The following is a 24863-nucleotide window of genomic DNA, read 5'->3' as shown; positions in this document are numbered from 1 at the left end:
GCACGCAACTCGTTCTTATCTACAGTGAATAGACAGCCTCCTTAGAACCTCTATTTGCAGCATTTTTGCGATATTGAAAATCTAACGGACTCAGATGACGCTATTTGGTGCATTTCCGCCCATTCTATGCGGCTTTGACGGAAGTAAGGTCGTCTGTGTCCGTTACAATTTGAACAGGCCCCATTTTTGCGAAATAGTGACCGTGGTGTCCGTCAGCCTTTACTTAACTGCGCTGCCGTCCACAATGAATCGACAGCCTCTGGATGTCCGTTAGATTTTCAAAACCTAAAAAATCGAAGAATAGTGTTGTTTATGTCCGACCAATTCATTCGCTGGGCTTTCGAGGAGCTTAAAAAAACAAATTGACAAATAGGGTAGGGGGCTATACTATATTGTTGTCGGCAAGTGAAACTTTTGGAATCATTTTGATCTCGCTTTTGACGGCCGTCGGAGCAAATTCACTTTCAAAATTTTCCTGTCGGTTCGGAAAACTGACTCAACAGGTTTTCAAAAGATACTTTACAAGGAGAGTATATTTATGGTGAATCAAGCTCTTTCTCAACCGGATCCAAAGCGTTGGAAAGCACTGGTTTTGTTATGCCTTGCAAACTTTATGGTTATTATGGACACCTCGATAATCGGGGTTGCGCTGCCGGCAATAAAAGAAGCTCTAGGATATTCACAAGCTAATTTACAATGGGTATTTAATGCATATGTCATTTTCTTTGGCGGCTTGTTGTTACTCGGGGGTCGTTTGTCCGATCTGTTTGGGCAGCGGCGCATGTTCATGTGGGGATTTGCGATCCTGACGTTGGCCTCTTTGCTTGCGGGCTTGGCTTGGAACGAGGAGTCGCTTAACATCGGGCGTGCATTGCAAGGATTCGGTTCCGCATTAATTGCCCCCTCAGCATTAACCATAGTCATGATGTTGTTTAGCGGCAACCCCAAGGAGTTGGGTAAAGCATTAGGGTTTTGGGGCGCTTCGGCTGCTGCCGGCGGATCGGCTGGCGTATTTCTAGGAGGTGTTATAACCGAGTGGCTCAGCTGGGAATGGACATTTCTGATTAACATACCGGTCGGTATCATCGTCATGCTTGTAGCCCCTGGAATTTTATCGAAAGGGGTACGAGAAAAAGGAAGCATCGATGTTATCGGCTCTATCTTCGTAACGGCAGCATTGGTATTGGTGGTATATGGCATTGTTACTGCAGAACACAATGGATGGGGCGCGCCGACCACCTTATGGACACTTATTTCGGGGGCCGCATTGTTTATCCTGTTCTTGATCATTCAGGCCGTAAAAAAAGAACCGCTTGTTCCGCTCGGGATCTTTAAGGCGCGAAACTTGGCTGCAGGTAATATCGCACTCTTTATGTTGTCCGCCGGATGGATTCCGTTATGGTTTTTCCTTAATCTCTATATGCAGCAAGTATTGAAGTTTTCTGCTTTAGCAGGCGGGTTCGGTTTGTTGCCTATGACCGTACTCACTGCCATCTGTATGATGTTCATTTCCGGCAAATTGATCGGAAAGTTTGGCGTGAAAGCCAATTTGGTCATCGGATTGATAGCCCTTGGAGGATCGTTGATGCTTTTCGCAACAAACACGCCGGTTGATGGCAATTACGCAACACATATACTTCCAGCCGCACTGCTAGGCGCGCTCGGTATGTCGCTTGCTTATATTCCGGCTACCATGGCTGCCATGTCGGGAGCCAAGCCGGAAGAGGCAGGGCTCGCATCCGGCCTTGCCAATACAAGTTATCAGATCGGCTCAGCGATAAGTCTGGCCATCATGGCTGCGATTGCTGCAGCAAGTACAGCTTCCCAAGCTGGTGCTGATCCAGTTACTGCATTGAACGAAGGATTCCAGCAAGCGTTCCTGTGGTCAGGAATTTTCGCTTTCGCGGGTGCTATCCTGGCCATTCTGTTTATCCGTTCTCCTAAGCCAGGGGAAACAAACGGGCCGGCAGTTATGTAACCGCAGATTAAGGAATCCACGTGAAAGGAGGTGAAAACAATGAAAGAGGCAACCGTTCAAGTACAAGGCATGAATTGCCGTTCTTGTGTTCCAAGAATCGAAAGCGCGATCCATGCAATCGGAGCTGAAGGCCACGTAAATTTTGAGCAGGGCACGATCGATATTCGGTTTGACGAAGAAAAAGTTCAGATTTCCGATATAGAGGAAGCCATTCAGAAAAAGGGATATAACGTTGTGGCGTGACGGTGAGCAAGGGATGAACGAATAGATGAAAAAATCATTGGTTTAAGAGGAAACCCGGTCGAAGCTCGACCGGGTTTGCTAGATTACCCCAACCTTCACGGAAGAAATCAAAGTTCATATCATCATGATCTGATACGCATGTGCGTTGATGCCAATAGAGAATAAAGAATAGCTTCGGAGGTAGAAGAATGTACGAAAACATCATCACGAACTCGGACGTAGCCATTATCGGCGGCGGTCCATCCGGCATGTTCGCCGCTTTCTACGGCGGCATGAGACAGATGTCGGTTACGCTAATAGAGAGCATGCCGCAGCTCGGCGGCCAGCTTGCTGCATTGTATCCGGAGAAGTACATCTACGACGTGGCCGGTTTTCCTAAAGTGAAGGCTCAGGAGCTCGTCGACAATTTAAAGAAGCAGATGGAGCTGTTCCGAACCGACGTCAGACTTGAGGAGAAGGTGCTCGCTGTGCGCAAGCTCGGCGAAAGATCGTTTGAGATCATCACGGATCGCGCAATTCACCAATCGAAAGCCGTCATTATAACTGCAGGTGTCGGAGCTTTTGAGCCTCGCAGGCTAGAACTGGAGGAAGCGGCGCGCTTCGAGAATTCGAATCTTCATTACTTCGTCAGAGATTTGGAGCGATTTCGCGGCAAAAAAGTGCTCATTAGCGGAGGCGGTGATTCCGCGCTGGATTGGTCGCTGATGCTCGAGCCTGTCGCGGAGCGGGTGACGCTCGTTCATCGCCGCGATAAATTCCGGGCTCATGAGCATAGCGTTGAGATGCTGTTACATTCCAAAGTCAACGTCGTCGTTCCGACCGAGATTACGGCGTTTCATGGAGAGGAGTGTATCGAGCGGGTTGAGCTGACCGACGTGAAAACCCAAACGACGACGTTGGTCGAGGTCGACGAGGTCATCGTCAATTTTGGTTTCGTCAGCTCCCTGGGACCGATCAGAGAGTGGGGACTTGTCGTCGAAGGCGGTTCGCTCGTTGTCGATACGAAGATGGAGACGAACATTCCCGGCATCTTCGCGGCCGGAGATATATCCACTTATCCGGGCAAGTTGAAGCTGATCGCCGTCGGCTTCGGAGAAGCGCCGACCGCCATCAACAACGCAAAAGTCTACATCGATCCGGACGCTAAGCTGTCGCCCGGACATAGCAGCAATATGAAGCTTTAAGCAAAAGCGTTTGTGAGAACGGGGCCGAAGCAGGCGGAACTAAAAAGCGACATTTCCGATTCTTTCAACGACTTGCCCCGTAAAAGCCGTCACTCCTGATCAGGTGACGGCTTTCTGCGATTAGAGCTGTCTCACTTTTCGGTTGCTGCCTCATGCATTTCCCTGTGATCGAGTTTCTTCTATTATTCTTCAACCATACGATTCGTCAACGAACCCAGCTTTTCGATTTCAATGGTTACGACATCGTTCGGTTGGAGGTAGATTTGCTCTTCTGGCGGATTACCAAGAACAACGCCCTCAGGGGTACCCGTCAATATGATATCGCCTGGTTCGAGAGTCAAATGTTGAGAGATGTAACTGACAATTTCATCGCATTTGAAAATCATATCAGAGGTGTTGGAGTGCTGTCGTACTTCCCCATTGACGATGCACTTAATCTCAAGCTGGTTGGGATTGCCGACTTCATCAGCTGTAACCAGATAGGGTCCGAGTGGGGAAAAATGATCGCAAATTTTACCTAACATCCATTGCGAGGTACGGAGCTGCAAGTCGCGCGCGGATAAATCGTTGACGTTGCAGTAACCGAACACATGATGAAGTGCTTCTTCTTTCGAAACATATTTCGTTTTTTGACCGATCACGATGACAAGCTCCGCTTCGTAATCCACTTTTGAGGATGTTTTCGGCAGTACAATATCTTGCCCGGGTGCGGCTATTGTATTGCTAAATTTATTGAACAAAATCGGAAACTCAGGTACAGGTGAATTTGTTTCCTCGGCATGTCTTAGGTAATTAAGACCAACACAAATGATTTTGCCGGGGGAAGTAATACAAGGCGCAAGCGTCAACTCCTCTTCTCTAAGCCAGAAAGAGGAGTATTCGGGATTTTCCATGGCTAGATGGAGTAATTGTTGAAACTGGTGCTGAGCTGTCTCGAATTTTTCAATAACACAATGAATATGTAAAGGCATGTTATTGGCACCCCAATGGTTAGCGGCTTCCGATACATGAAGGACACCTCGATCCGTTTTAATCCCGAGTCGGATCTCATCGTTATGAATAAAGTTTATAAATTTCATGTTCGACTGCTCCTTTAGATTGATTTAGGGATTCCTCGCGAGATGATGGCTTACAGCTCAGCCAACATGCCGCCATCAATGACCAAACCGCTGCCAATAATAAACCTGGCTTCGTCACTGGCCAGAAAACAAATCAAATTTGCCACTTCTTCCGGCTCGCCAATGCGGCCTAGCGGCTGTGAGTCTTTCCAGTCTTCCCGAGGGTTCGGAGCGTTGTTTCCTTCTTTAGTCGCCCAGCGGTCAAGCATGGATGTGGCTGTTGCTCCTGGCAAAACGGCATTTACGCGTATACCTTGCTTAGCAAAATCAATAGCCATACTTTTGGTCAGGGCTAAGATTCCGCCTTTGGATGCTGCATAAGCGGAATGTTTGGCTAAAGTGGCATGAGCATGAACTGAAGCTACATTAATGATGCTGCCGCCACCGCCGGTTATCATGGGAGGAATTCCATATTTGCCAAGCAGATAAGCGCTTGTTAAGTTCGTGTTGATGGTTTCTTGCCATTCTTCTTCGGGCAGATCGACAACGTTATTTAAAGATTCAATTGCAGCACTATGAACGATGATATCTAGTCTTCCATAAGCTTCTATAGTTATATTAATCAAATTTCGGATGTCTGCTGATAGGCCGACATTTGTAGGAACGAACATAGCGGTACCGAGATTTTGTTCGATTCTGGCTATTGTTGTTTGGGCATTTTGTTCGGACCTATTTGCAATAACTACTTTGGCTCCTTCCGAAGCCAGGCGAATAGCGGTTTCCCTGCCGATACCCGTGCCTCCACCGGTTACAATTGCTACTTTATTTGAAAATCGATGCACAATACCCACCTCATCCCAATCGGATTATAATTACCTTTTCTATCAAAAGGACTTTATGGTTAAGGGATCAAAAATACTTTGCTTTTTGTAATCTTCTGTCCTGTCAGTTCAGCAAATATGCGTGCGCCTTCCGATAAAGGGGCAGCAGTGCTCCAGCCATCGGTACGAATCATACCATCCACAAGGAGTTGCAAGGATTGCTTAAAATCCTTTGCCGAATAGGAATAGGAAGTAAGCAGTTTCAGTTGGTTTCGTATTGCTTGATTAATAGGCAATAGCGAGTCATTGTGTCCAAGCCCGATAAAAAGCACAGTGCCCCCTGGTTCGCTAGCCTCTATTGCGAGCTTGCGTGTCTCCGTAATCCCTACACAATCTGCTACAATAGGGAACCCCGTTTTCATTTGAATCAATAAGGCTTCTTTTTTTAGCTCATCAGGTGTAAATGCCCCTGTTGCTCCAATTGCAAGCGCATAATCCAAGCGATTACGGTTGCTGTCAGTTATATATATCGGCCCAAAACCCATGGCTTTAGCGATTTGCAAGGTGAGAATACCAATGGCGCCAGCACCGATAATGAACAACGGCACAAAAGGAGATTCTGCAAATAGATTCAACGCATGAAGGCATACAGCGCCGGGTTCCGCTAATGAAGCGACGGCTGCATCCACTTTTTTGTCAACAAGTATAGCTTGATGGGCGGGTACAGCCACGTATTCAGCGAATGCTCCGGGCCGGTCAATCCCAATGAATGTGCGCTTGCGACACACATTTGCTTGTCCGGACAGACAATAATGGCATCGTTGACAGGATAACATGGGATTGACAACTACAAAGTCCCCTTCTTTAAAGGCGACATCGGTACCTCGACTCGTTGTAACGATTCCTGAGAACTCATGTCCCATAATGAGCGGGGGATGACGAACGCTGCTTTTTCCCAAGTATCCCTCAAGCTCGCTGCCGCATATTCCGACAGAGGATACTTGAAGCAAAATTTCTCCGTGTTGTAATTCCGGCATCTTTACGGATTCGTAGCTTAATTGTTCAGGACCGTTATACACAAGAGCTTTCATTTCTACTCCTCCATTTGCAATACACAAAATAAAACTGTCGACAGTTTTATGTTATAGAAAATCACGACGACTGTCAATTCTCAGTACAAGCGTAGAGTAAATTACGTTTTCAAATTAAAGATTTTTATGATAGACTTCACCTAAAAGGTGAAAGGAAATAAAGATGGAAAAAATCAGAAGAGATGTGTTGGGTGACACGATTACGAAGTATCTTCGAAAGGCAATTTTGTTGGGAGAGCTGCCGGATGGACATCATTTGGCTGAGCCTGATTTAGCACAGCAGTTCGGTACAAGCCGTTCGCCTGTTCGAGAGTCGTTGCTGCATCTCATTCGGGAGGGTTTTGCAGAACGTTTGCCCAACGGACGAGTATGCGTCCGTCATTTTACATTTCAGGATATTCACAATCTGTTTGAGTTCAGGTTCATGCTGGAGAGTCAATCGATAAAAAAATGGATACATCATGATCAAAGGGCGTTGCCAGAAGACGAGTTTAAGATCTTGTTAGATAGAATGCAGAAAAGCTATATTTCTTCGGAGCAATTTTCTGAGTATGATATGGAATTCCATAAAAAAATCGTACATTTGTCTAACGATAAGTCAATGATTCAGGCCTGGAGCGGATTAGAGGAAGTTATAAAATCCATTTTACAAATTACCAATCAGAGCAACGGTAGAGCGGAATCCATTTTGGAGCAGCATCAAAATATGATATCACTGCTAATGAACAATTCCGGATACGACGAAGTTTGTGCAGTAATAAAGCAGCATTTAAATGAAGCGGAATCAGTAATGGTTACCCGAATTAAGGAGATAAGGAAGGAGACTTTGATTTAACCGCTGAGAAGTCTCCTAAAGCGAATCTTGACAGTTAGGAGGCCTTTTTATATCATAAAAACTGTCGACAGTTTTTATTTGAGAAATGGGAGCGATATAAATGAAAGCGGTTATTACGCCACATGGGTTTCCAAATGTGAATCAAGAAAAGGCGCTGCTAGCAGAGATTGGCGTTGAGTTAGAGGAAATTAAAAGTTTAGATCCGCAGGAGATTGGCGAACTGTCTCGAGATGCTGAGGTGCTGTTTGTCCAATATGCAAAGATAACGAAGGATACAATCGTACAATTGGAGAAGTGCAAGGTTATTATACGCTATGGCATCGGAGTCGATAATGTTGATCTGGAAGCCGCAGCTGCTAAAGGCATTTATGTATGCAATGTTCCTCACTATTGCGGAGATGAAGTAGCCGATCATACCTTCTGTTTGATGTTAGCGGCAGCCCGAAAACTGGTGAGCGTTTCTCGTCAGGTACAGGCTGGAAATTGGGACTTCATCAATCAACGTCCTATTTATAGCCTGGCAGGTCATGTGCTTGGCCTTATTGGTTGTGGATATATCGCTCAAAAGGTTGCCGTTCGGGCACAGGCATTTGGCATGCAAGTTGTCGCTTATGACCCCTGGCTTCGCTCGGATTTAGCGGATAAATTAAATATCAAGTTAGTAGAACTGGAGCAATTATGCGCTCAATCGGATTACATCTCGCTGCATATTCCCTTGACCTCGGATACGCATCATTACGTGGACGCTCGGCTTATGGCGATGATGAAGACGGGTGTCGTGTTGATCAATACAGCCAGGGGAGGATTAATAGATGAGCAGGCGGCCAAGCAAGCGCTGGAGTCCGGACATGTAGGCATGATCTGTCTGGATGTATTGGAGGAGGAACCACCACATGACAATCATCCATTGATCGATGCACCGCAGGCTATTATTACGCCGCACATGGCTTATTATTCTGAGGCTTCTTTGCCTCGACTGCAGAAATTGGCGGCAGAGGAAGCTGTTCGCGTTCTTCGGGGGGAACCGCCGCTTGCTCCGGTTAACGACAAATGGATGTCCAAGCAGAACTAAACAATCAGGCGAGGGAAGGAGGCAAATATTGATTTCATATCAGATAGAGCAGTCGTTTGAAGCCGTTGTTATTGAAAACGATGATTTAATGGTGAAAATATTACCTCAGCTGGGTGGCAAGATCTACTCCTTAGTAAATAATCGCACGGGGAGGGAATGGATGGATCGCCCTTCTGGGAGAGTGTTTCGACGCCCTGTACTAGGCACGTCTTGGGGAGATTGGGATCGCTGCGGCTGGGATGAATTGTTCCCCTCTATTGATGCCTGCAATTTCCCAGGACCGTATCTTGCGGGTACGGCAGTGCCCGATCATGGTGAAGTATGGTCGCTCCCCTGGTCTTTCAGCCAGATAGGAACCGACGGCATTCGTCTATACGTTAACGGAAATATATGGCCGTACAGGCTGGAAAAAACCGTTTGCATTAGCGATAATAGCGTGGAATTCAACTATAAATTAACCAATTACAGCAAAGAGCCCCTTCCTTATATTTGGGCTCCACATCCGATTCTTGCGGGATCGGATTCCTTTGAGATTAAGCTTCCTATCGGCATTGACAAGGCTATTACAAGTTTTTCAGTAAATGAGCGGTTGGGAAAACGGGGTGGGATTCATAATTGGCCGCTTGCAACGGACTGCTCGGGCAAGATGATCGACCTGTCGAATATGCCGGCTCGGCACACGAATGCAGCGGAGAAGCTATATCTTGCATCTCCTCTCATGGAGGGCTGGTGTTTGGTCAGAGATCGGATAACCGGCGAACAGTTTAAGATGACATTTGATCCTGCTCAATTGCCTTATTTGGGTATTTGGATCAATGCAGGCGGCTGGGATGGAGAGTATCACATTGCTTTGGAACCAGCAACCGGTTTTTTGGATAATCTGGAGGAATCCTACGCTTGTCAGAAATGTGCCATTCTTGCAGGAGGAGAAACAAGAAGCTGGTGGCTTCAAGTTCATATCACCTAGTGCAACCCATTTAGCGAGGAGGCGATTTCCAATAGATCGTTACGAACAGCTCCAACATAAAATGATAGCTGCGGGATTGGACGCGGTCATATGCAGATTGCCGGAAAACGTGCTTTTTTTGACAGGCTATTGGCCGGTCAGCGGTATTGGATGTGTAGTTTGTCCTCAGGTTGGAAACCCGGTTTTGATCGCAACTGACCTTGAGGAGCAATACATGATAAAAAACCGGATTAAAGATGTGCGATTTGTTCCTTATGGAACGTTATCCTCAGGGGATATATATGAACAAACGACTGTTGTGTTGCGAGAAATTGCAGATGAATTTGATTTGATAGAGAAAAAAATCGGGTATGAGGCCAGCTTTGAAACCATTGCACCGCCTATGAATTCCGCAGAGCCTACCATTCCCGCGCAACGAACGGCAGCAATGATAAAGGCCGTTTTTCAAGGACCGGATTTACTGGACGCTACAGGTATACTGAACGAATTGAGAGCGATAAAAAGTCCATATGATATTACGCAATTGCAAATTGTACATGAGATTGCCGAGAGCGGGTTAGCTGTTTTTGTAGATATGCTAAAGCGCGGCGCGAGGGAAATCGATATTTCATCGGCAGTGGAGGCGGAAATTGCTCGTTATGGCTTTGGTTATAAAGGCATGCAGCATGTCCGCGCATGGGCGCAGTTGATGACAGGCAAACGTTCTTCGCAAGCGTATAGTCCATTTCCGGCCTCCAGCGTTAAGGAGGTTCAACAAGGCGATATGGCTGTGCTTGAGCTCGCGGTTGTTGCCGATGGATATTGGGCGGATTTGACGAGGACTCGCGCTGTTGGCTCTGCAACAAATGAGCAGTTGAATGCGTATCGAGCCATTATGGAGGCACAGGGGAAAATTCGTCCACTATTACGGGAGGGAAACACCGGAGCTGCTGTCGACGCGGCGGGGAGGAAAATTATAGCAGGCGCCGGGTATGCAAGTGGGTTTATTCATTTGACGGGTCATGGTTTGGGCTATAAATATCATGAGCCAGTTCCAATGCTTCATCCCGAATCGCATGATGTGTTGCAGGCAGGCATGGTCACTTCGGTTGAGCCCGGAATATACCGTGCAGGTGAGTGGGGAATAAGGGTGGAAGAGAATGTTGTCATTACAAAGGACGAGCCTTTATATCTGTCTGCTTTTTTAACGGATCTTATATAATGATGAATTGGCAAACATTAGCCCTTCAATAAGTCGACCTTATTGTTTCGACTATAGAAGGGCTATTTGTCTATTGTACAGCTAAAAAAAGATAACTTAGTTATATCGAATAGTTAAGGCTGCCTATAACCTGCCGGTGTCCATTCCCTATACAATGATGGTTAGCTCTATAGAAGAATATATGAAACAGGAAAGGAAAATGTCTGATGATTATTGGCAACAGTAAGATGGCGATACGTCTGGATGAGAATAACGGCTCGATTATTTCAATAAAGAGTGGGATGACCGAGCTGATGGGTGTATCCACAAGGAGCATCCCTTTGTTTGCGCTTCGCTTCCGTGATGCAGAGGGAAAGATTCTGCTGGCAAGTGCCCATGAAGCTGGCCGCTTTGAAATGATGCATAAAGAAAGCGGTAACGAAGACTCGTTAGAGCTTATGTATGCCGAGGTAGGAGAAATGGGTGCCACAGTGCATGTAAGCTTGCGACTGCCGCATGGCGACAACCGCAGTTACTGGCGGCTTGAGGTGGAGCATCAAACGGAACTGACGCTGGAGTGGATCGATTTTCCCGGCCTGACGGTGGAGAACGGGCTTACCGGCACGGAGGGCAGAAGCAGATTGTTATGGCCTGGAAATGAAGGTGTGCTGGTAGATCGGTTGGACATACGCGATGCGAACAAATGGATCGCCTATCAGGAGGCGGAATATCCGAGCCGAAGTATTGCCAGCATCTATCCGAGCGCCGTGCCGACACAATTTATGGCGTATTACAACGAGCATGCCGGTTTGTACATGGGGGCGCATGATGACCAAGGGCATGTAAAGTTGATTGATTATTACGGGCTGGATGGTGATATTCGGCTGCAATTTCGGCTATACCCCGCATCGGAAGGGCCTGGGCTGTACCGAATGGATTACGATATGGTGCTGGCGGTGTTTGAGGGCGACTGGCACGACGCGGCGGCGATTTATCGATCGTGGTACCTGAGCGAATCAAGCACGCGGCCCGCTGCGCTTGCCAGTCGTCCCGATCTGCCGGAATGGTACGCGGATTCACCGGTCGTCGTAACCTACCCGGTACGCGGGACGCAGGATCTTGACAATATGGAGCCCAATGAATATTTCCCTTATGTGCGAGCGTTGCCTTGTTTGGAGCAACTGGCTGATGCGTTCGACAGCCGGGTCATGGCGTTATTGATGCACTGGGAAGGGACGGCTCCGTGGGCACCCCCTTATGTATGGCCGCCATACGGCGGCGAGGAGCTGCTTGCCGAATTTGCCAATGGGCTGCACGCCAAAGGGAATTTGCTGGGGCTTTATTGCAGCGGCATCGGCTGGACCGAACAAAGTCATCTTGTGCAATCCTATAACAAAAAGGAGCAGTTCGACGAGCAGCAACTGGCGTCCGTCATGTGCTCGTCGCCGGAAGGGGAGCTCCCTTATTCAGCAATCTGTACGGGACAGCGGAGCGGGTACGATATGTGTCCTTCCCAGCCATTTGTCAGCGAGACCGTTTTGAACGAGACGGAGCGGATGATTGCCGGTCATTGCGATTACATTCAATATTTCGACCAGAATCACGGCGGCAACTCCTATTTCTGCTACAGCCGCGAACACGGTCATGCGCCGGCGCCAGGACGCTGGCAGGTGGAGGCGATGAAGCATCTCATTACACGAATGAACGAAGCGTCGGAAAAGGCCGGACGCAAGGTGCTCTTCGGGTGCGAGTCGGCGGCTGCCGAGCCGTTTATTGAAGGTCTGCTATTCAATGATTTGCGTTTTAATATCAACTATACGATCGGGTTACCCGTGCCGCTCTATGCTTACGTGTATCACGAATTTATCAATAATTTCATGGGGAATCAGAACCCTACGCAAGCCATAGTAGATTATGAGCATAGCCCTGAAAACCTATTGTACCGTCTGGCTTATTCCTTCCATGCCGGCGATATGCTTACGATCGTGCTTAAGGACAAAGGAGAAATTACCTGGAGCTGGGGCACCGAATGGAACGTTACAGCTCCGGATCAAGAGTCTGTCATCACTTTTGTCAGAACGGCAAACGCTTGGCGCAGGGGAGTGGGCAAAGCTTATCTGTTCTCCGGGCGGATGGAAAAACCAAACGAGTTAAAAAATGTTGCCCAGCTCGACATCGTCATGTTAAACGGACGCCGGCTGACGGTACCAAGCGTGCTGACCAGCAAGTGGAGTGCGCAGGACGGGGATCTGGCGCAACTAGTCATCAATTACGCGACGGAGAGCAGTGAGACGGACGTTGTGCTGCCCGAGCTGGCAGGCGCCGTGTTGACTGTTGTGGAAGATGCAAGCGGAGAGCGGATTAGAAAAGCCAAGGTATCCGCGGACGGGCTGCTGCGATTGACGCTGGCTCCGTTACAAACGGTCATGATTGTTTTTCCGAATTCAACGTCATCTTCTCTTCCAGATCACCGATAATTGCTATATTGTAAGTAAAAGAAGGTAGGGGGGCACTCATGGGCGTAAGGTATCAGTTTCGCACAAAATTGCTGCTTTTGTTCCTGTCCATTATTTTGCTTACGCTTGTGTCCATTGGATTTATTCATTATTGGAATTTGAAAAAAGAAGTGGAAAAGAGAGCGCGCGTTAACGTCGAGCATATTATGCAGCTTCAAATCAATGCGATAGAGAGCAGCATGGTCAATACGGAGAATGCGGCTTGGCGGCTGTCCTATGACAAAAGTGTTCAGAATTATATGACACAGCTGGCGCATCCGCCTGCAGAATTGTCAAGCCAGCTCGACCGCCGCATTCAATTTGAGCAGCAGCGTTCTCAGATCGGCCGGTTTCGGTTTCTGGATTTTAACGGAAACGGCAAATCGTTTGGCACCACTTTGTTCGTGCGTTCCGAGGTAGATGAAATCCGCGATGCGGAGAGCATCCGCATTATGTCGGAGATGGATGACAAAAAAAATCACTGGCGCATTGCCTCCACTAATCATTCGATTCCAAGGGAATTGTTGTTTATCAAGCCTGTCTTTGTCGTATCCAATTTTAAGCCGGCAGTGAACGTCGGTATATTGCAGGTTGATCTGAAGGCAGATTGGATAGTAAACAATCTGAAGGATTTGAAAAAACGAAATATCGGAGACTTCTATATCGCGAATGCGGACGGTCAGGTTTTGCTAGCAGCTGATTCGGCTGGTATGAAACGGACCCATGTATTGGCAGAAGCCGAGGATGGCTTGGTCATGCATTCACGGTTTACGATGACGGACTGGTATCTGGTTGCCGAGATTGATAAAACGATTTTGCTTGAAGGCTCGCGCAAGGCGATGTGGCAATCGATTACGGCGGTCGGCGTCATTTTTCTCCTGGCAATTGGCATCACTGTAGCTTTCTCCAACAAAATCACCAGACCTATCCTGCAATTGCGCCAAGCGATGAGACGAATGGAACATGGTGTTTTTGATGTGACTGTGCCGGTGCATTCGAAGGATGAGCTTGGGTATTTAGGCGCCAGCTTCAATCGGATGACGGAGAAAATAAACATACTTATTCTTGAAAAGTACCAGGTTGAGCTGGCTGGCAAGGAGGCGCAATGGAATGCGCTGCAGGCGCAAATTAATCCCCACTTTTTGTTCAATACGCTCAGTTCGATCGAAAGTTTGGCCATAAGCGGCAATGACCCAAACAAGATCAGCAAGATAATTCACTGTTTGTCGGATATGTTTCGCTACAGTATCAGCGCAGGGAAATACGGACAAATCGACGAGGAACTGGATCATATCCGAAATTATCTTTATATACAAAAAATTCGTTTTGGAAATTATTTGAGTTATATGATTGACATAGAGGAACAATTGGCGGGTATGCCAATGATCAAGCTGCTGCTTCAGCCTTTGGTGGAAAACGCGATCATCCATGGCATCGAGAAAAAGCAGGACGGCGGTTATGTCAGTGTGCAAGTTTTCTCGTTGTCCGATGATGCTTATGCAATTGAAATCGAGGATAACGGGGCTGGCATGGAAGCCGCGGAGCTGCAGAAGCTGCTGCAAAAGCTTGGCATGGCGGAAGAAATCGAAGCGGCGGGGCGGAGATCGATCGGGCTTAGAAATGTCGTACAGCGGCTATCCCTGCATTATGGCGGAAAGGCGGATTTTCATATGACTAGTGCAATTCAATTCGGGACTGTCATACGTCTGACGATCCCCAAGAGGGAGGGCTGAGCATGTACAAGCTGTTGCTTATAGACGATGAACAAATCATTTTGGACGGTCTCGTTCAGAAAATAGATTGGGCCGGCCAGCGTATGGAATTAGCGGCCACCGCAACCAATGCGCTCTCTGCGCTGCGATTGGTTGAGGAGCTGAAACCGGATATTGTATTAACCGATATTCGAATGCCGGGTATGGACGGCATAGAACTGATCCAGCACCTGAAGCAGCTTCAACCACAGTTGCTTTGTATCATATTAAGCGGATATGGAGATTTTGATTATGCCAAACGGGCTATCCGGTTTGGTGTCGAAGCTTATTTGCTAAAACCGGTAAGGGATGCGGAGCTGAATTGGACACTGGCTGAGATGGTCGGCAAACTGGAGAAAAAAAACCTGGAGGACAGTTATGTTTCGAGTCTCAGGCACAATTATAAAAAGCAACAGCAAAGTATGCTGAGCCTTTCCCTGACGAGGCTGATTTCCGGCAGCGCATTGCCGGAGGATCTGGCGCAGTTGCCGGAATTGCTGCTTGGAGGCACGGGATATGCAGTGCTCTTCGATATGGAGACGGTTAAATATCCGCATTTGGGTTTTCGAGAAGAGGAGCAATCGCTTTTTCACTATTGCGCTCTGAATATAATTGAAAACTGCCTGTCCTTGCATGGGATTCCGGGTATTGTGTTCAAGCATTCCTTTAATCGGTATGAATTTGTTGCATTGATCGGGTCCGTTTCGACCTGTGATAACAGCGAATACTGGCAGGAGGCGATTGCGCATATTGCCCGCTATTTGCGCGTCCGTGTTACGGTAGGGGTCGGAATGCCCTTCAGGCACCCTACTGAGCTCGGCCGTTCTTACACGGAAGCGAGGCAGGCCAGTCTCAATAAAGTGCTGCGCGGGGGCGGAGTAGTTTATATGTATAAGCCAGCCACTCGCCATAGCGACCGGCATACGCTTAGTGCCGACGAGCAGAGAATGCTGGTTCATTGTCTGGAAACGCATAATGTGAAGACGATTGCCGATTGGCTCCTTAAAAGGCTGCGCCTGCTGGCGGATGATAGTGCCGTTCGTTATCAGGAACTGCAGCAATTTATTGAGCAAATCATGGAGACACTGCAGTTGTTTCGTCAAAAGACCGGGTTTGATGCCAGCATGGAAGACCGACCGGCCATTTTGCATCGCGAATCGGATATGGAAGCTATATATGCCGAGCTGCTGCAGCTATTCGAATATTTTGCGTTGCGTCCGCAGACTGGCAGCCGATTGACAGGCGAACAAATTGTGGAGGAAGTCATCCGCTATATCGACCAGCATTACAACGAGGACATTTCCTTACAGTGGATTTCGGCCACCTATTATATTCATGCCAATTACTTCAGTCGCATCTTTAAGGAGAAGGCGGGCGTCACGCTGTCGGAATATATTTTACAGACACGTATGAAGAAAGCGATGCAATTGATCAAGGAAACTCCGCTGCAGATCAAAGAAATTGCACAACTGGTCGGTTACGAGCAACCGGCCTATTTCAGCCTTATTTTCCGCAAAACGTTTGGTATCTCACCGATCCAGCTGCGCGGTGCGAAATAGTTGATTTACTGATAGCAACGCGTTAAATCTGCGTATAACGTAGCCAAGTCCATGTTTCTTATACTGATATCGTAAGCAAAAAGGGAGGCGTTGATATGTGGAGAAAAAAAGCAATCAGCATGGGGCTGATCGCAATCATGAGCGTGATGGCCGCTTGCGGGTCGACAGGCGACAACAAGCCGGCGGAAAGTGCGGGCGGCAACGCAACTGCCCCTGCCAAGACGAATTCGCCCGGAGAAACGGACAAGCAGGTAACGATTACAGTATGGGATAAATCGCCGGATGATGATGTGTTCAAGTCAGTTCTGGATGAAATATACGCCGAATTTGATGCTACGCATCCCCATATTAAAGTCAATCATGTCGCATCGCCGCCGGGTACAAGCGTTAACGAAGTGTTTATGACGGCCAATGCAGGCGGAGAAGGGCCAGATGCTTTTCAAAATGCCAGCTTCCCGGATATCCGCGATTGGGTAAAGGCGGGCGTCGTGTATGATCTAAGCCCGTATTGGAACGACTATGCGGACAAGGATCAGTATTTGCCCTCTGCTATGGAACAAGCGACGATCGACGGGAAGGTATATGGCGTACCGGCGGATATGTATTTGATGGGGCTGATGTACAGGAAGGATCTATTCCGCGAAGCCGGGCTTGATCCTGATTCGCCGCCGAAGGATTGGGAGGAGTTTGCAGAAGTCGCCCAGAAATTGACGAATACGGATAAAAAGCAGTATGGATACGCATTGCTGGGCATGGATTGGGCGGACTGGTTTTTCGAGTACTACGTCTGGCAGGCAGGCGGGGATCTGACCACGAAGAACGAGGACGGAACAATTACGCTCGATTTCACCAAGGAGCCGACCGTAACGGCTCTTCAATACTGGCATGATCTAAAGTGGAAATACAAGGTCGTGCAAAGCAATGTGGCGCAAAACTTTGACGACAACAAACAAGACTTCTTCCAGAAGCGCGCGGCGATGATGCTCGGAGCGTCCGACTGGTTCGGCGATTTCGCTTCAAACGGCGTAAGCCTGGACGATGTAGGTTTCAGTTCGCTTCCTGCCGGTCCATCCGGTCAGGCTCCGTCCCAGGTAGGGGGAAGATACTGGATTATCAACCCGAAATCGGATAAGGAAAAGCAGGATGCAGCTTGGGAATACATCGTCTATATGAATTCCAAGGAAGTGCATGACAAGCTGAATACATTCCGTCTCGATAATGGCATTATGCCGAATTTACTATCGCCTCGCAAGGACGTTAATCCATTGGAGTTTACGTCGAACGTCCCGCAGGATCTCGTTGCAAATGTACAAAAGGCGGCAGAAGTCACGCAGTTGGAATACGCCCTCAAGAGCCGGCTCAGTCCATACATTGTACCGGCGATTCAGAAGGTACTGTTGAATGAGAATGCGGATATTGCCGCCGAGCTGAAGGATGCGGAGGATAAGGCGCAGCGCGAGGTTGTTGGTCCATACAATGCAGAAATAGGCAAGTAGTGTTAGCGGTATAAAGACAGGCGGGGGATGTCTTCTGACAAGCAGACATCCCCCGTTTATGTCAAGAAAGGAATGATCTTTTGTATGGAAAAGGTTTCACTCGCAGTCCCTCTCAAATACAGAAAGAAGAAGCGATTTCCAATATTGGCTGCGCTGTTCTTGGTTCCATCGGTGCTGTCCTTTGTTGTTTTCAAATACGTACCCATGCTTTATGCGATTTTCATGAGCTTGTTTGATTTCAGCATTATGAACCCACCGGGCCCGTTCGTCGGGCTGAGCAATTTTATCCATCTGTTTAAGTCCTCCTTGTTTCAGACGGCGTTATACAACACCTTCGTTATTGCTTTGTTATCGTTGGTCATGACGTTCTGGATTCCCATATTACAGGCGATGTTGCTCATTGATATACGCAGAGGAAACACGTTGCTCCGCTTTCTGTATTTGCTGCCTGCAGCAGTGCCGTCGATTGCCGGGGTGTTGATCTGGAAGTGGCTGTACAATCCAGATTATGGCCTGCTAAACGCTATTTTGGAGCGGATCGGACTACCTGCAGTAGGCTGGCTCAATGATCCGGCCATAGCCAAGTTTTCACTGGTGCTGCCAGGCGTGCTTGGCGGCGGCTTGGCTGTGCTCATCTATTATTCGGCGTTGCAGGGGGTATCGCGTGAGATTGTGGAATCGTCCACGATAGACGGGGCGGGGCCATGGCGACGTATGCGTTCGATTTATTTACCTGGACTAAAATTTATTATCGGCATTCAATTTATTCAATTTTTGGCGACGGCTTTCTTGGCGTTTGACAATATCTATGTGATGACCGGCGGAGGGCCTGCCAACAGCACCAATGTTATGTCGTTAATGGTCTATAACAGTGCATTTAAACAAAACCAATTTGGCGTGGCCGGAGCCATTTCTTTCATCATATTTGCCATCGTAGCCATCATTACGTTCATTCAGATCAAGGTTTCCAACAAGGAGTAGGGGCAGATGAAACATAGTCGAATCAAAGAAAAGGGCCAGACCAGCTTTAAAGCCTTTGCGTATGCCTTTTCGATCCTATCCATTGTGCTGCTGCTGTTTCCGCTTGGGTGGGCGATCAGTTCCTCGTTAAAGGATCCGATATCGCTTTACCAGTTTCCGCCCAAATGGATACCGGATCAGCCTCAGGTCGTTACGATTGTGGTAGATTACAGCGATTCGGATTTGAACGATCAACAGGCTTTGGAGCGGGATGGCCTTAAGGCGATGTGGTACAGCTGGAAAAGGAAGCAAAATGAAGCGATCGGTGAAATGCGGACCATTGGGATGAGAGACGGCCGGGTTCTTTACGAGATGAAGATGAGGGCGTTCGAGTTTAACGCCGGAAGATCTTATGTGCTGCCGACGGAAGTGTTTACCGATCAGATGATGAAAACAAAATACATGCTGATCAAGGAACGGGGTTACTCGCACGTTACCTGGCATGGCTTGGATAGCGAAACGGTTTATAGACCGAAGCAGGGAGCTGTTTCAAGTACGGAGGATCAATTATCTGCCCAAATCGATGCCTTTCTGCAAAGCTCTTCGTTTTTGGAGGGGGATGTACGGACGGTTTCCCAGAGCGGGGATTGGATGCGGATATTTGACAATTATTTGGCGATCTTTAAAGAAAATTCGCTCACAAGCAAATCGGCAACGATATTGAACAGCTTCATGAACAGCGTATATGTGGTGGTGCTGTCGATTTTTTCGCAGCTGTTGCTGGGCGGAACCGCAGCCTACGCCATATCGAAGCTGATCGGCAAGCAATGGTCCAACAGGTGGACGTTATTTTTTGTGGCGACGATCATGATCCCCGAGGTGGCCATCATCGTTCCCCTATATTTGGTTATTGGGGAACTTGGGCTAACCAACAACCTGTGGGGGGTCATTTTGCCGCATACCTCATGGGGCATTGTCATTTATATGTTTAAAGGTTTTTTTGATCAAGTTCCGGATGAGATGCTGCAAGCGGCCCGAATGGATGGGGCGAACGAGTGGCGAATTTTTTACAGCATGATCGTTAAGCTGTCCATTCCCATCTTTACGGTCATCTCCATTATGACCTTTATGGCGGTCTGGAACGAATTTTTATGGCCGCTAATTGTGCTGCGCGATGAAAGCCTGTATACCTTTACACTCTATATTACGAGTGAAGCATCGAGACCCAGGGCGGCCGGCACCGGCCAATCCACGATGGCCATGCTGCTGCTGGCGGCCATACCGCTTATGGTTGTGTTTGCGACCTGCCAGAGGTTGATCGAGCGGGGTGTAAGCTGGAGCAGCGGTGTCAAAGGGTAGTCGCTCTGTACCAAACAGATATAATTTTCATATCGCAAAGATAAATTTCTATCTAACCGCCTCCCTCGGCATTTTGATACGATGAAAACGTATTCATACAAAATAGCAGGGAGGCTTTTTGATGCAGGGAAGTAGGGGAAATCGTTTACAGTTAGCGCCAGAAAATATCAGAGGCTTATCTCAATCGGAAAGGAGGCATCCCATGTATAGCAATGCTCTTCGCAAGTGGTTATCCGTCAGTATTGTACTAGCCATGCTAGCAAGTTTTTTTCATGGAACCGTCGCGTTTGCCGACATCGATAATAACCCAAGCGTATCGGGTTGGAATATTTCAAATATTGGACAAGCGAATGCCGGGCATAGCTTAAGCACCTCGGAAAAAAAGGCGGGATCACATTCCTTGCACCTGTATAATGAATCCGACATTCAGCCCAATGTTTTTTATCTTGTCATGAAAGATGTGCCCGTAGAACCGGGGGCTGATTATACCCTTAGTCTTTGGGCAAAAGGGGAGAATGTGAAGAGAGCGTTTTTCGGCGGAAATAATGGCAGCCAGACAATCCGCAACTACGATCTTTCAGAGCTTTACGGTCTTACCTATGATTGGACAGAGTTTGAACAGTCCTTTACCGCACAAGCGGATCAAACGACGTTTGGTTTAGTGATCCTTGTTGAAGATAGAACAGATCATCTGTGGATTGATGAAGTATCAATAGTCAAGAACGGAACCACGGAAAATCTGGTTGTTAACGGTGGTTTCGAAGTCGGGACTTCACAGGTTACGGCCAATCCCCCTGCAGGCAATGTTTTTCCCGGCACAGAGGTTGTGCTGACAGCATCCAGCCCCGATGCGAATATTCGTTATACGCTGGATGGAAGCGATCCCTGGTCGTCAGACACGGCAATGGATTACACAGCGCCGATCACTATTCATGATCCTCTGGTCATTCATGCATACGCAGCCAATGAAACCGATCCACAGGGGGCGTTGGCCAGGTTTGAATACACTACAATGATAGACGGGGAGTCGTGGCAAGACCTCAACTCCTATCTGGGATCCCTCGGTACAGAACGGAAAATACCGATTCTTCATAAAATGAATGGCAGCCAGCTTGAGGGAAACTGGGAATATTGGTCCGACTTTACTGGAGCATCATTGCCGGCAGACATCACCAGCCAGGTTCAAATGACGGGTTGGAACGGGGCGGGAGATGCATCTGCCCAGTCGAAATTTGCGTATGACGAAGACGGGTTCTATGTTGCCGTGCAAGTTCAGGACGACATTCATCATAGCGTGGAGAACGACATGATGTGGTCAGGGGACAGCGTACAGTTCGCCTTCACTCCGAATGGTTCTAGTTATGGTCCGGAATACGGGCTTAGTCTGGACCCGAACGGGGAAGCAAAGATCTGGAGATGGGCAGCCGGACAAGCCGCTGCTAATACGGATGAAGTGGAATTCCATGTAAGTCGTTCTGGAAACTATACCTATTATGAAGCCAGACTGCCATGGGCAACGATCTATCCCGTTTCAGCCATTCCGGAAGGCGAAGTGCGGTTTTCATTCTTGGTTAATGATAATGACGGAAGCGGTCGGAAAGGCTGGATTGAATGGACGGCTTCTATGGGCTTCGCCAAGTATCCCAGCACCATGTCCGAACTGCAGCTTATGCCAGAAGGTGATCAATGGACCGTACTGTTAGACGGTCCCCGCGAATTCCCTGCACATGAACAACAAATATTTGAACTGGTTATTCCCAACTTTGGCGATGAAGATATTCAGTTGAACGTGACTTCATCCCTGCTCGGATTGAATGGGTATCCCGTGGCGATACCGGCAAACAAGGTGTGGAAGAAACAAATTCCGCTCACCCTTAAAGAAAGAAAGGATCACACTGCTGTAGTTACTGTTCAGAGCAGCGATGGACAAACAAAAAGCGATCAGTTGCATTTTAAAGTAACAAACAGTCCCTCCGAACTGACATCCCGGGCGGCTGCTCTTGGGGAGCGATTGGGAGCACTGGAGGAAGCTTTGGCTCAAGCTAAAGCGATCAATATTCCCGTAGATTACGAAAAGGTGAATTACACGGTTGTCAGTCAATTTATTCCATATGTTATGGAGGATATAGAAGCGGGACTTTACGAGCGGGCCAGCTATCAGCTTGGGGAGATGGAACGCCTGTATGAGGAAGCGCTGGAGGATGTGCAAGCCTATCTTGCAGGCACAAAACAGCCCAAGCCGGTTAACCGCTATATAACGGGTGATATTGAGATTGATCGAACTTCATTCATCGCGGATACGAAGGGTGCCTATGCCGATGATAAAGTGCGAAAAGAAGTCTTTTTTACCGGTTACGGGCATTTCGAGCAAGTCAGAAAGGATATCCCCAACTTCTTTGATTACGGGGCAAACATCATTCAAGTTGAAGTAGGACCGAGTTATGTTATGAAGCCGCCACATGCTATTCCGCATTGGGATGTCGGATCATCAGGTCAGATTGAAGCCAAGGCGGTCAAAGATCGTGAAGTTAAGCACAGTAATTCAAGCGGAGCGTTGCGCATTAGCAACCAAACTACATTAAGCCCGCAAACCTACCTGAGGCTTCAACAAAATGTAACTATAAAGCCCAATACGGAATACACCATAGAAGCATGGGTGAAAGGCAAAAATGTCCAGGAGGATGCGGTATGGTTTCCGGGGGGACCGGGCTGGATGGATAGACAGTATTTCCCTTCTGGAGATTATGATTGGACAAAAGTATCCCACACCTATACGAGCGGTGAAGAAGAGCAGTTTTCCTTTGTCATTTTAACCGAAAACTTGACGGAGAATCTTTGGATTGACGATCTTCGCATGTATGAGACAAACGATTCGTCTGAGGTCAATGTGCTACAAAATCCGTCGTTTGACGATCAGGATTTGGTGGATCTGGGCCGCGAAGAATACGCAGGCGAGCTTTCCTACATGTATAATGACATTCTGCCGACGCTGCAGCGCGCAGCCGAGAATAATGTAGCTGTCAATCTGTTGCTGTCGCCTCATTATTTTCCGGATTTCTTGTTTAAGCTTTGGCCGGATATCGCAAGCAGCAACGACAACCCTTTTCTTAGATATACCATTTATGACGATCGTGCAAAGCAGTTTATTAAAGATTATTTGCGCCTAGTTGTCCCTTTGCTGAAGGATTCCCCTGCGCTGCACAGCATTACATTATCCAATGAAGGTGTATACCAGTCCTACAGGGACGAAGCGAACAAGCCGCTGTGGCAGAATTACTTGCAAAAACAATATGATGTTATTGCAGATCTGAATGCGGTACATGGAACGAATTATACTGATTTCGGGCAAATTCCGCTTCCGACTGGCGTGAGCCGAACTCCGGCGTTTTATGACTGGGTACAGTTCAATAACGATCAATTCTCTGGCTGGCATCAATGGATGGCGGACATTATCCATGAGATTATGCCTGATATTCCGGTTAATGCCAAGATTATGAATGGCACATTAAATCATATCAACAATTGGACCTGGGGCGTGGACGCGGAGCAGTTTAGCGAATTCACCCAGATTAATGGCAATGACAATGCCAATGTGTATTTGAATCCGGAGAATGGGTTCACTTACGAATTAAAGTTTTATGATCTGCAGACGTCTCTTAAGGAAGCACCGGTATTCAACTCTGAGAACCATCTTATCAAAGATGGCGAGGATCGTTATATCCCGCAACTGGCCAAACATGTGAGAACATCGTTATGGCAAGGCGCAATCCACGGGATGAGCGCGACGACGATGTGGGTATGGGAGCGTACGTACGAACAAAATAGTGACTTTAAAGGCAGTGTTATGCACCGTCCGGATGCGGCAGCGATTGTTGGTCAGACCGGATTGGATCTCAACCGCCTGTCCGGCGAAGTGACAGCGTTCCAACAGGAAAAACCGGATGCAGCCATACTCTATTCGGTACCAAGCCTTATCTATAGCGCTTCGTATCCGAATTCGCTAGAAAGCGCTTATGAGGCGATCAGCTACAATGGTTTGAGGGTTGGCTTTGCTTCAGAGAATCAGATCAAGAATAATGGGCTGGATGATCTGAAGGTCCTGTTTGTTCCTGAAGCTACGCATATCGGAAGCAGTAGTCCTCCTTTTGCGAATGTTGGAGCAAGAATAAGAGAGTCGATTCAAGATGAACTTGCTTTTATCCGGGGAGCGGAGGACTGAGACTATCTAGCAACAGAAAGGGGACGTTTCCCCCAAGAATGGGAGCGGCGGCGTTAAAGGGATGACCCGCCGCTCCGACCGTAATAGAAGAGAGGGTTTTTATGCGGATGGAAGTAACGAAACAACCGGATCAAAGCTTTGTTCAATGTCTGCATGAAAAAATGGTGCTGCGGTTCGAACAGACGGAGAACGGATATTGCCAATCCTTGTTGAATACGGATGACGGAAGAATGGCTCCGGTCCCGATCGCTTTGCCCGGCTTCCAGTTGGCCATTGCCGGAATGCCGCATGGCGCCTTGTCTTCCATGGTTTCGGGCATGACCAGTCTTCCGTCAGAAATGAAGTTGGAATCGATGAAGCAAATAGACGACCAGCGCCTCGTCTTCCTTTATTTTCATGACAAACTGCAGCTATCCGTCGAAGTGGAAATGCAATTTATTCCGAATGCAGCGGTCATCCGACAATCGACAACCGTGCGCAATAACAGCAATCGTCCGGTCGTTCTTACCCATCTGTCGTCGACGAGCATACAGGGAATCGCAACCGAAGGTTGTCGGCCTTGGTACGACAAAAACAAAATTCGAGTTCATTATTG

General features: G+C 47.9%; 18 protein-coding genes. 15 read left to right on the top strand and 3 right to left on the bottom strand.

Features of this window, described 5'->3' with window-relative positions:
* Nucleotides 1–538: 538 nt before the first annotated feature.
* The 3 genes from B1748_RS35300 (at nucleotide 539) to B1748_RS35290 (ending at nucleotide 3405) form a co-directional block, all read left to right on the top strand.
* The gene (locus tag B1748_RS35300) at nucleotides 539–1978 is read left to right on the top strand and encodes a DHA2 family efflux MFS transporter permease subunit (protein ID WP_087572658.1); all 1440 of its coding nucleotides are present in this window, start codon (nucleotides 539–541) and stop codon (nucleotides 1976–1978) included.
* Between the two features lie 39 nt (nucleotides 1979–2017).
* Nucleotides 2018–2221, top strand: coding sequence for a heavy-metal-associated domain-containing protein (locus tag B1748_RS35295; protein ID WP_087572657.1), 204 nt, complete (start codon nucleotides 2018–2020; stop codon nucleotides 2219–2221).
* Between the two features lie 188 nt (nucleotides 2222–2409).
* A complete protein-coding gene (locus B1748_RS35290) occupies nucleotides 2410–3405 on the top strand; it encodes an NAD(P)/FAD-dependent oxidoreductase (protein WP_087572656.1) in 996 nt (331 codons plus the stop codon).
* Nucleotides 3406–3587: 182 nt separating this feature from the next.
* Here the strand turns inward: B1748_RS35290 and B1748_RS35285 are convergent, their stop codons facing one another.
* Genes B1748_RS35285 through B1748_RS35275 form a run of 3 tightly spaced genes read right to left on the bottom strand, consistent with a single transcriptional unit; the run spans nucleotide 3588 to nucleotide 6375 of the window.
* Nucleotides 3588–4484 carry a fumarylacetoacetate hydrolase family protein gene (locus B1748_RS35285; RefSeq protein WP_087572655.1) on the bottom strand — a complete coding sequence of 299 codons (897 nt, stop codon included), beginning with the start codon at nucleotides 4482–4484 and terminating at the stop codon, nucleotides 3588–3590.
* Nucleotides 4485–4534: 50 nt separating this feature from the next.
* Nucleotides 4535–5305 (bottom strand): SDR family NAD(P)-dependent oxidoreductase, encoded by a 771-nt coding sequence (locus tag B1748_RS35280; RefSeq protein WP_179215993.1) that lies wholly within the window; start codon nucleotides 5303–5305, stop codon nucleotides 4535–4537.
* A gap of 59 nt (nucleotides 5306–5364) precedes the next feature.
* Entirely contained in the window at nucleotides 5365–6375 is a 1011-nt protein-coding gene (locus B1748_RS35275) for an alcohol dehydrogenase catalytic domain-containing protein (protein WP_087572653.1), read from the bottom strand.
* Between the two features lie 163 nt (nucleotides 6376–6538).
* Between B1748_RS35275 and B1748_RS35270 the strand changes: the two genes are divergently transcribed.
* The 12 genes from B1748_RS35270 to B1748_RS35220 all read left to right on the top strand — a co-directional run.
* Entirely contained in the window at nucleotides 6539–7210 is a 672-nt protein-coding gene (locus tag B1748_RS35270) for a GntR family transcriptional regulator (RefSeq protein WP_087572652.1), read from the top strand.
* A 100-nt stretch (nucleotides 7211–7310) separates the two neighbouring features.
* Nucleotides 7311–8282 (top strand): C-terminal binding protein, encoded by a 972-nt coding sequence (locus B1748_RS35265; RefSeq protein ID WP_087572651.1) that lies wholly within the window; start codon nucleotides 7311–7313, stop codon nucleotides 8280–8282.
* 28 nt (nucleotides 8283–8310) lie between these two features.
* Entirely contained in the window at nucleotides 8311–9249 is a 939-nt protein-coding gene (locus B1748_RS36645; protein ID WP_179215992.1) for a DUF5107 domain-containing protein, read from the top strand.
* Nucleotides 9200–10450, top strand: coding sequence for a M24 family metallopeptidase (locus B1748_RS35260; protein ID WP_179215991.1), 1251 nt, complete (start codon nucleotides 9200–9202; stop codon nucleotides 10448–10450). The genes B1748_RS36645 and B1748_RS35260 overlap by 50 nt, the downstream gene beginning before the upstream one ends.
* Before the next feature lie 206 nt (nucleotides 10451–10656).
* Complete coding sequence (locus tag B1748_RS35255; RefSeq protein WP_087572649.1) at nucleotides 10657–12906, top strand: DUF6259 domain-containing protein; 2250 nt, start codon at nucleotides 10657–10659, stop codon at nucleotides 12904–12906.
* A gap of 38 nt (nucleotides 12907–12944) precedes the next feature.
* The gene (locus tag B1748_RS35250) at nucleotides 12945–14657 is read left to right on the top strand and encodes a sensor histidine kinase (RefSeq protein ID WP_087572648.1); all 1713 of its coding nucleotides are present in this window, start codon (nucleotides 12945–12947) and stop codon (nucleotides 14655–14657) included.
* 2 nt (nucleotides 14658–14659) lie between these two features.
* Nucleotides 14660–16234 carry a response regulator gene (locus B1748_RS35245; protein WP_087572647.1) on the top strand — a complete coding sequence of 525 codons (1575 nt, stop codon included), beginning with the start codon at nucleotides 14660–14662 and terminating at the stop codon, nucleotides 16232–16234.
* Nucleotides 16235–16329: 95 nt separating this feature from the next.
* Entirely contained in the window at nucleotides 16330–17730 is a 1401-nt protein-coding gene (locus tag B1748_RS35240) for an extracellular solute-binding protein (protein ID WP_087572646.1), read from the top strand.
* A gap of 144 nt (nucleotides 17731–17874) precedes the next feature.
* Nucleotides 17875–18711, top strand: a complete 837-nt coding sequence (locus B1748_RS35235; RefSeq protein ID WP_256976136.1) for a carbohydrate ABC transporter permease — start codon at nucleotides 17875–17877, stop codon at nucleotides 18709–18711.
* A 6-nt stretch (nucleotides 18712–18717) separates the two neighbouring features.
* Nucleotides 18718–20049 carry a carbohydrate ABC transporter permease gene (locus B1748_RS35230; RefSeq protein WP_087572644.1) on the top strand — a complete coding sequence of 444 codons (1332 nt, stop codon included), beginning with the start codon at nucleotides 18718–18720 and terminating at the stop codon, nucleotides 20047–20049.
* Nucleotides 20050–20170: 121 nt separating this feature from the next.
* Nucleotides 20171–24268: a sugar-binding protein gene (locus B1748_RS35225; protein WP_087572643.1), complete on the top strand. Its 4098-nt coding sequence runs from the start codon at nucleotides 20171–20173 to the stop codon at nucleotides 24266–24268.
* 101 nt (nucleotides 24269–24369) lie between these two features.
* On the top strand, nucleotides 24370–24863 hold a 494-nt coding region (locus B1748_RS35220), incomplete at its 3' end, for a hypothetical protein (protein ID WP_143810462.1).

It is taken from the genome of Paenibacillus sp. MY03, from assembly GCF_002165585.1.
Classification (GTDB): Bacteria; Bacillota; Bacilli; order Paenibacillales; family Paenibacillaceae; genus Pristimantibacillus; species Pristimantibacillus agaridevorans.
Note: the sequence above shows the minus strand (reverse complement) of the source record. Positions and strands in the feature narration are given on the sequence as shown.

Excerpts from the sequence above, each read along its gene's own strand:
- B1748_RS35275 (WP_087572653.1), bottom strand. The coding sequence starts at position 6,375 with ATGAAAGCTCTTGTGTATAACGGTCCTGAACAATTAAGCTACGAATCC.
- B1748_RS35285 (WP_087572655.1), bottom strand. The coding sequence starts at position 4,484 with ATGAAATTTATAAACTTTATTCATAACGATGAGATCCGACTCGGGATT.
- B1748_RS35255 (WP_087572649.1), top strand. The coding sequence starts at position 10,657 with ATGATTATTGGCAACAGTAAGATGGCGATACGTCTGGATGAGAATAAC.
- B1748_RS35300 (WP_087572658.1), top strand. The coding sequence starts at position 539 with ATGGTGAATCAAGCTCTTTCTCAACCGGATCCAAAGCGTTGGAAAGCA.
- B1748_RS35295 (WP_087572657.1), top strand. The coding sequence starts at position 2,018 with ATGAAAGAGGCAACCGTTCAAGTACAAGGCATGAATTGCCGTTCTTGT.
- B1748_RS35265 (WP_087572651.1), top strand. The coding sequence starts at position 7,311 with ATGAAAGCGGTTATTACGCCACATGGGTTTCCAAATGTGAATCAAGAA.
- B1748_RS35225 (WP_087572643.1), top strand. The coding sequence starts at position 20,171 with ATGCAGGGAAGTAGGGGAAATCGTTTACAGTTAGCGCCAGAAAATATC.
- B1748_RS35250 (WP_087572648.1), top strand. The coding sequence starts at position 12,945 with ATGGGCGTAAGGTATCAGTTTCGCACAAAATTGCTGCTTTTGTTCCTG.
- B1748_RS35290 (WP_087572656.1), top strand. The coding sequence starts at position 2,410 with ATGTACGAAAACATCATCACGAACTCGGACGTAGCCATTATCGGCGGC.
- B1748_RS35245 (WP_087572647.1), top strand. The coding sequence starts at position 14,660 with ATGTACAAGCTGTTGCTTATAGACGATGAACAAATCATTTTGGACGGT.
- B1748_RS35270 (WP_087572652.1), top strand. The coding sequence starts at position 6,539 with ATGGAAAAAATCAGAAGAGATGTGTTGGGTGACACGATTACGAAGTAT.
- B1748_RS35240 (WP_087572646.1), top strand. The coding sequence starts at position 16,330 with ATGTGGAGAAAAAAAGCAATCAGCATGGGGCTGATCGCAATCATGAGC.
- B1748_RS35230 (WP_087572644.1), top strand. The coding sequence starts at position 18,718 with ATGAAACATAGTCGAATCAAAGAAAAGGGCCAGACCAGCTTTAAAGCC.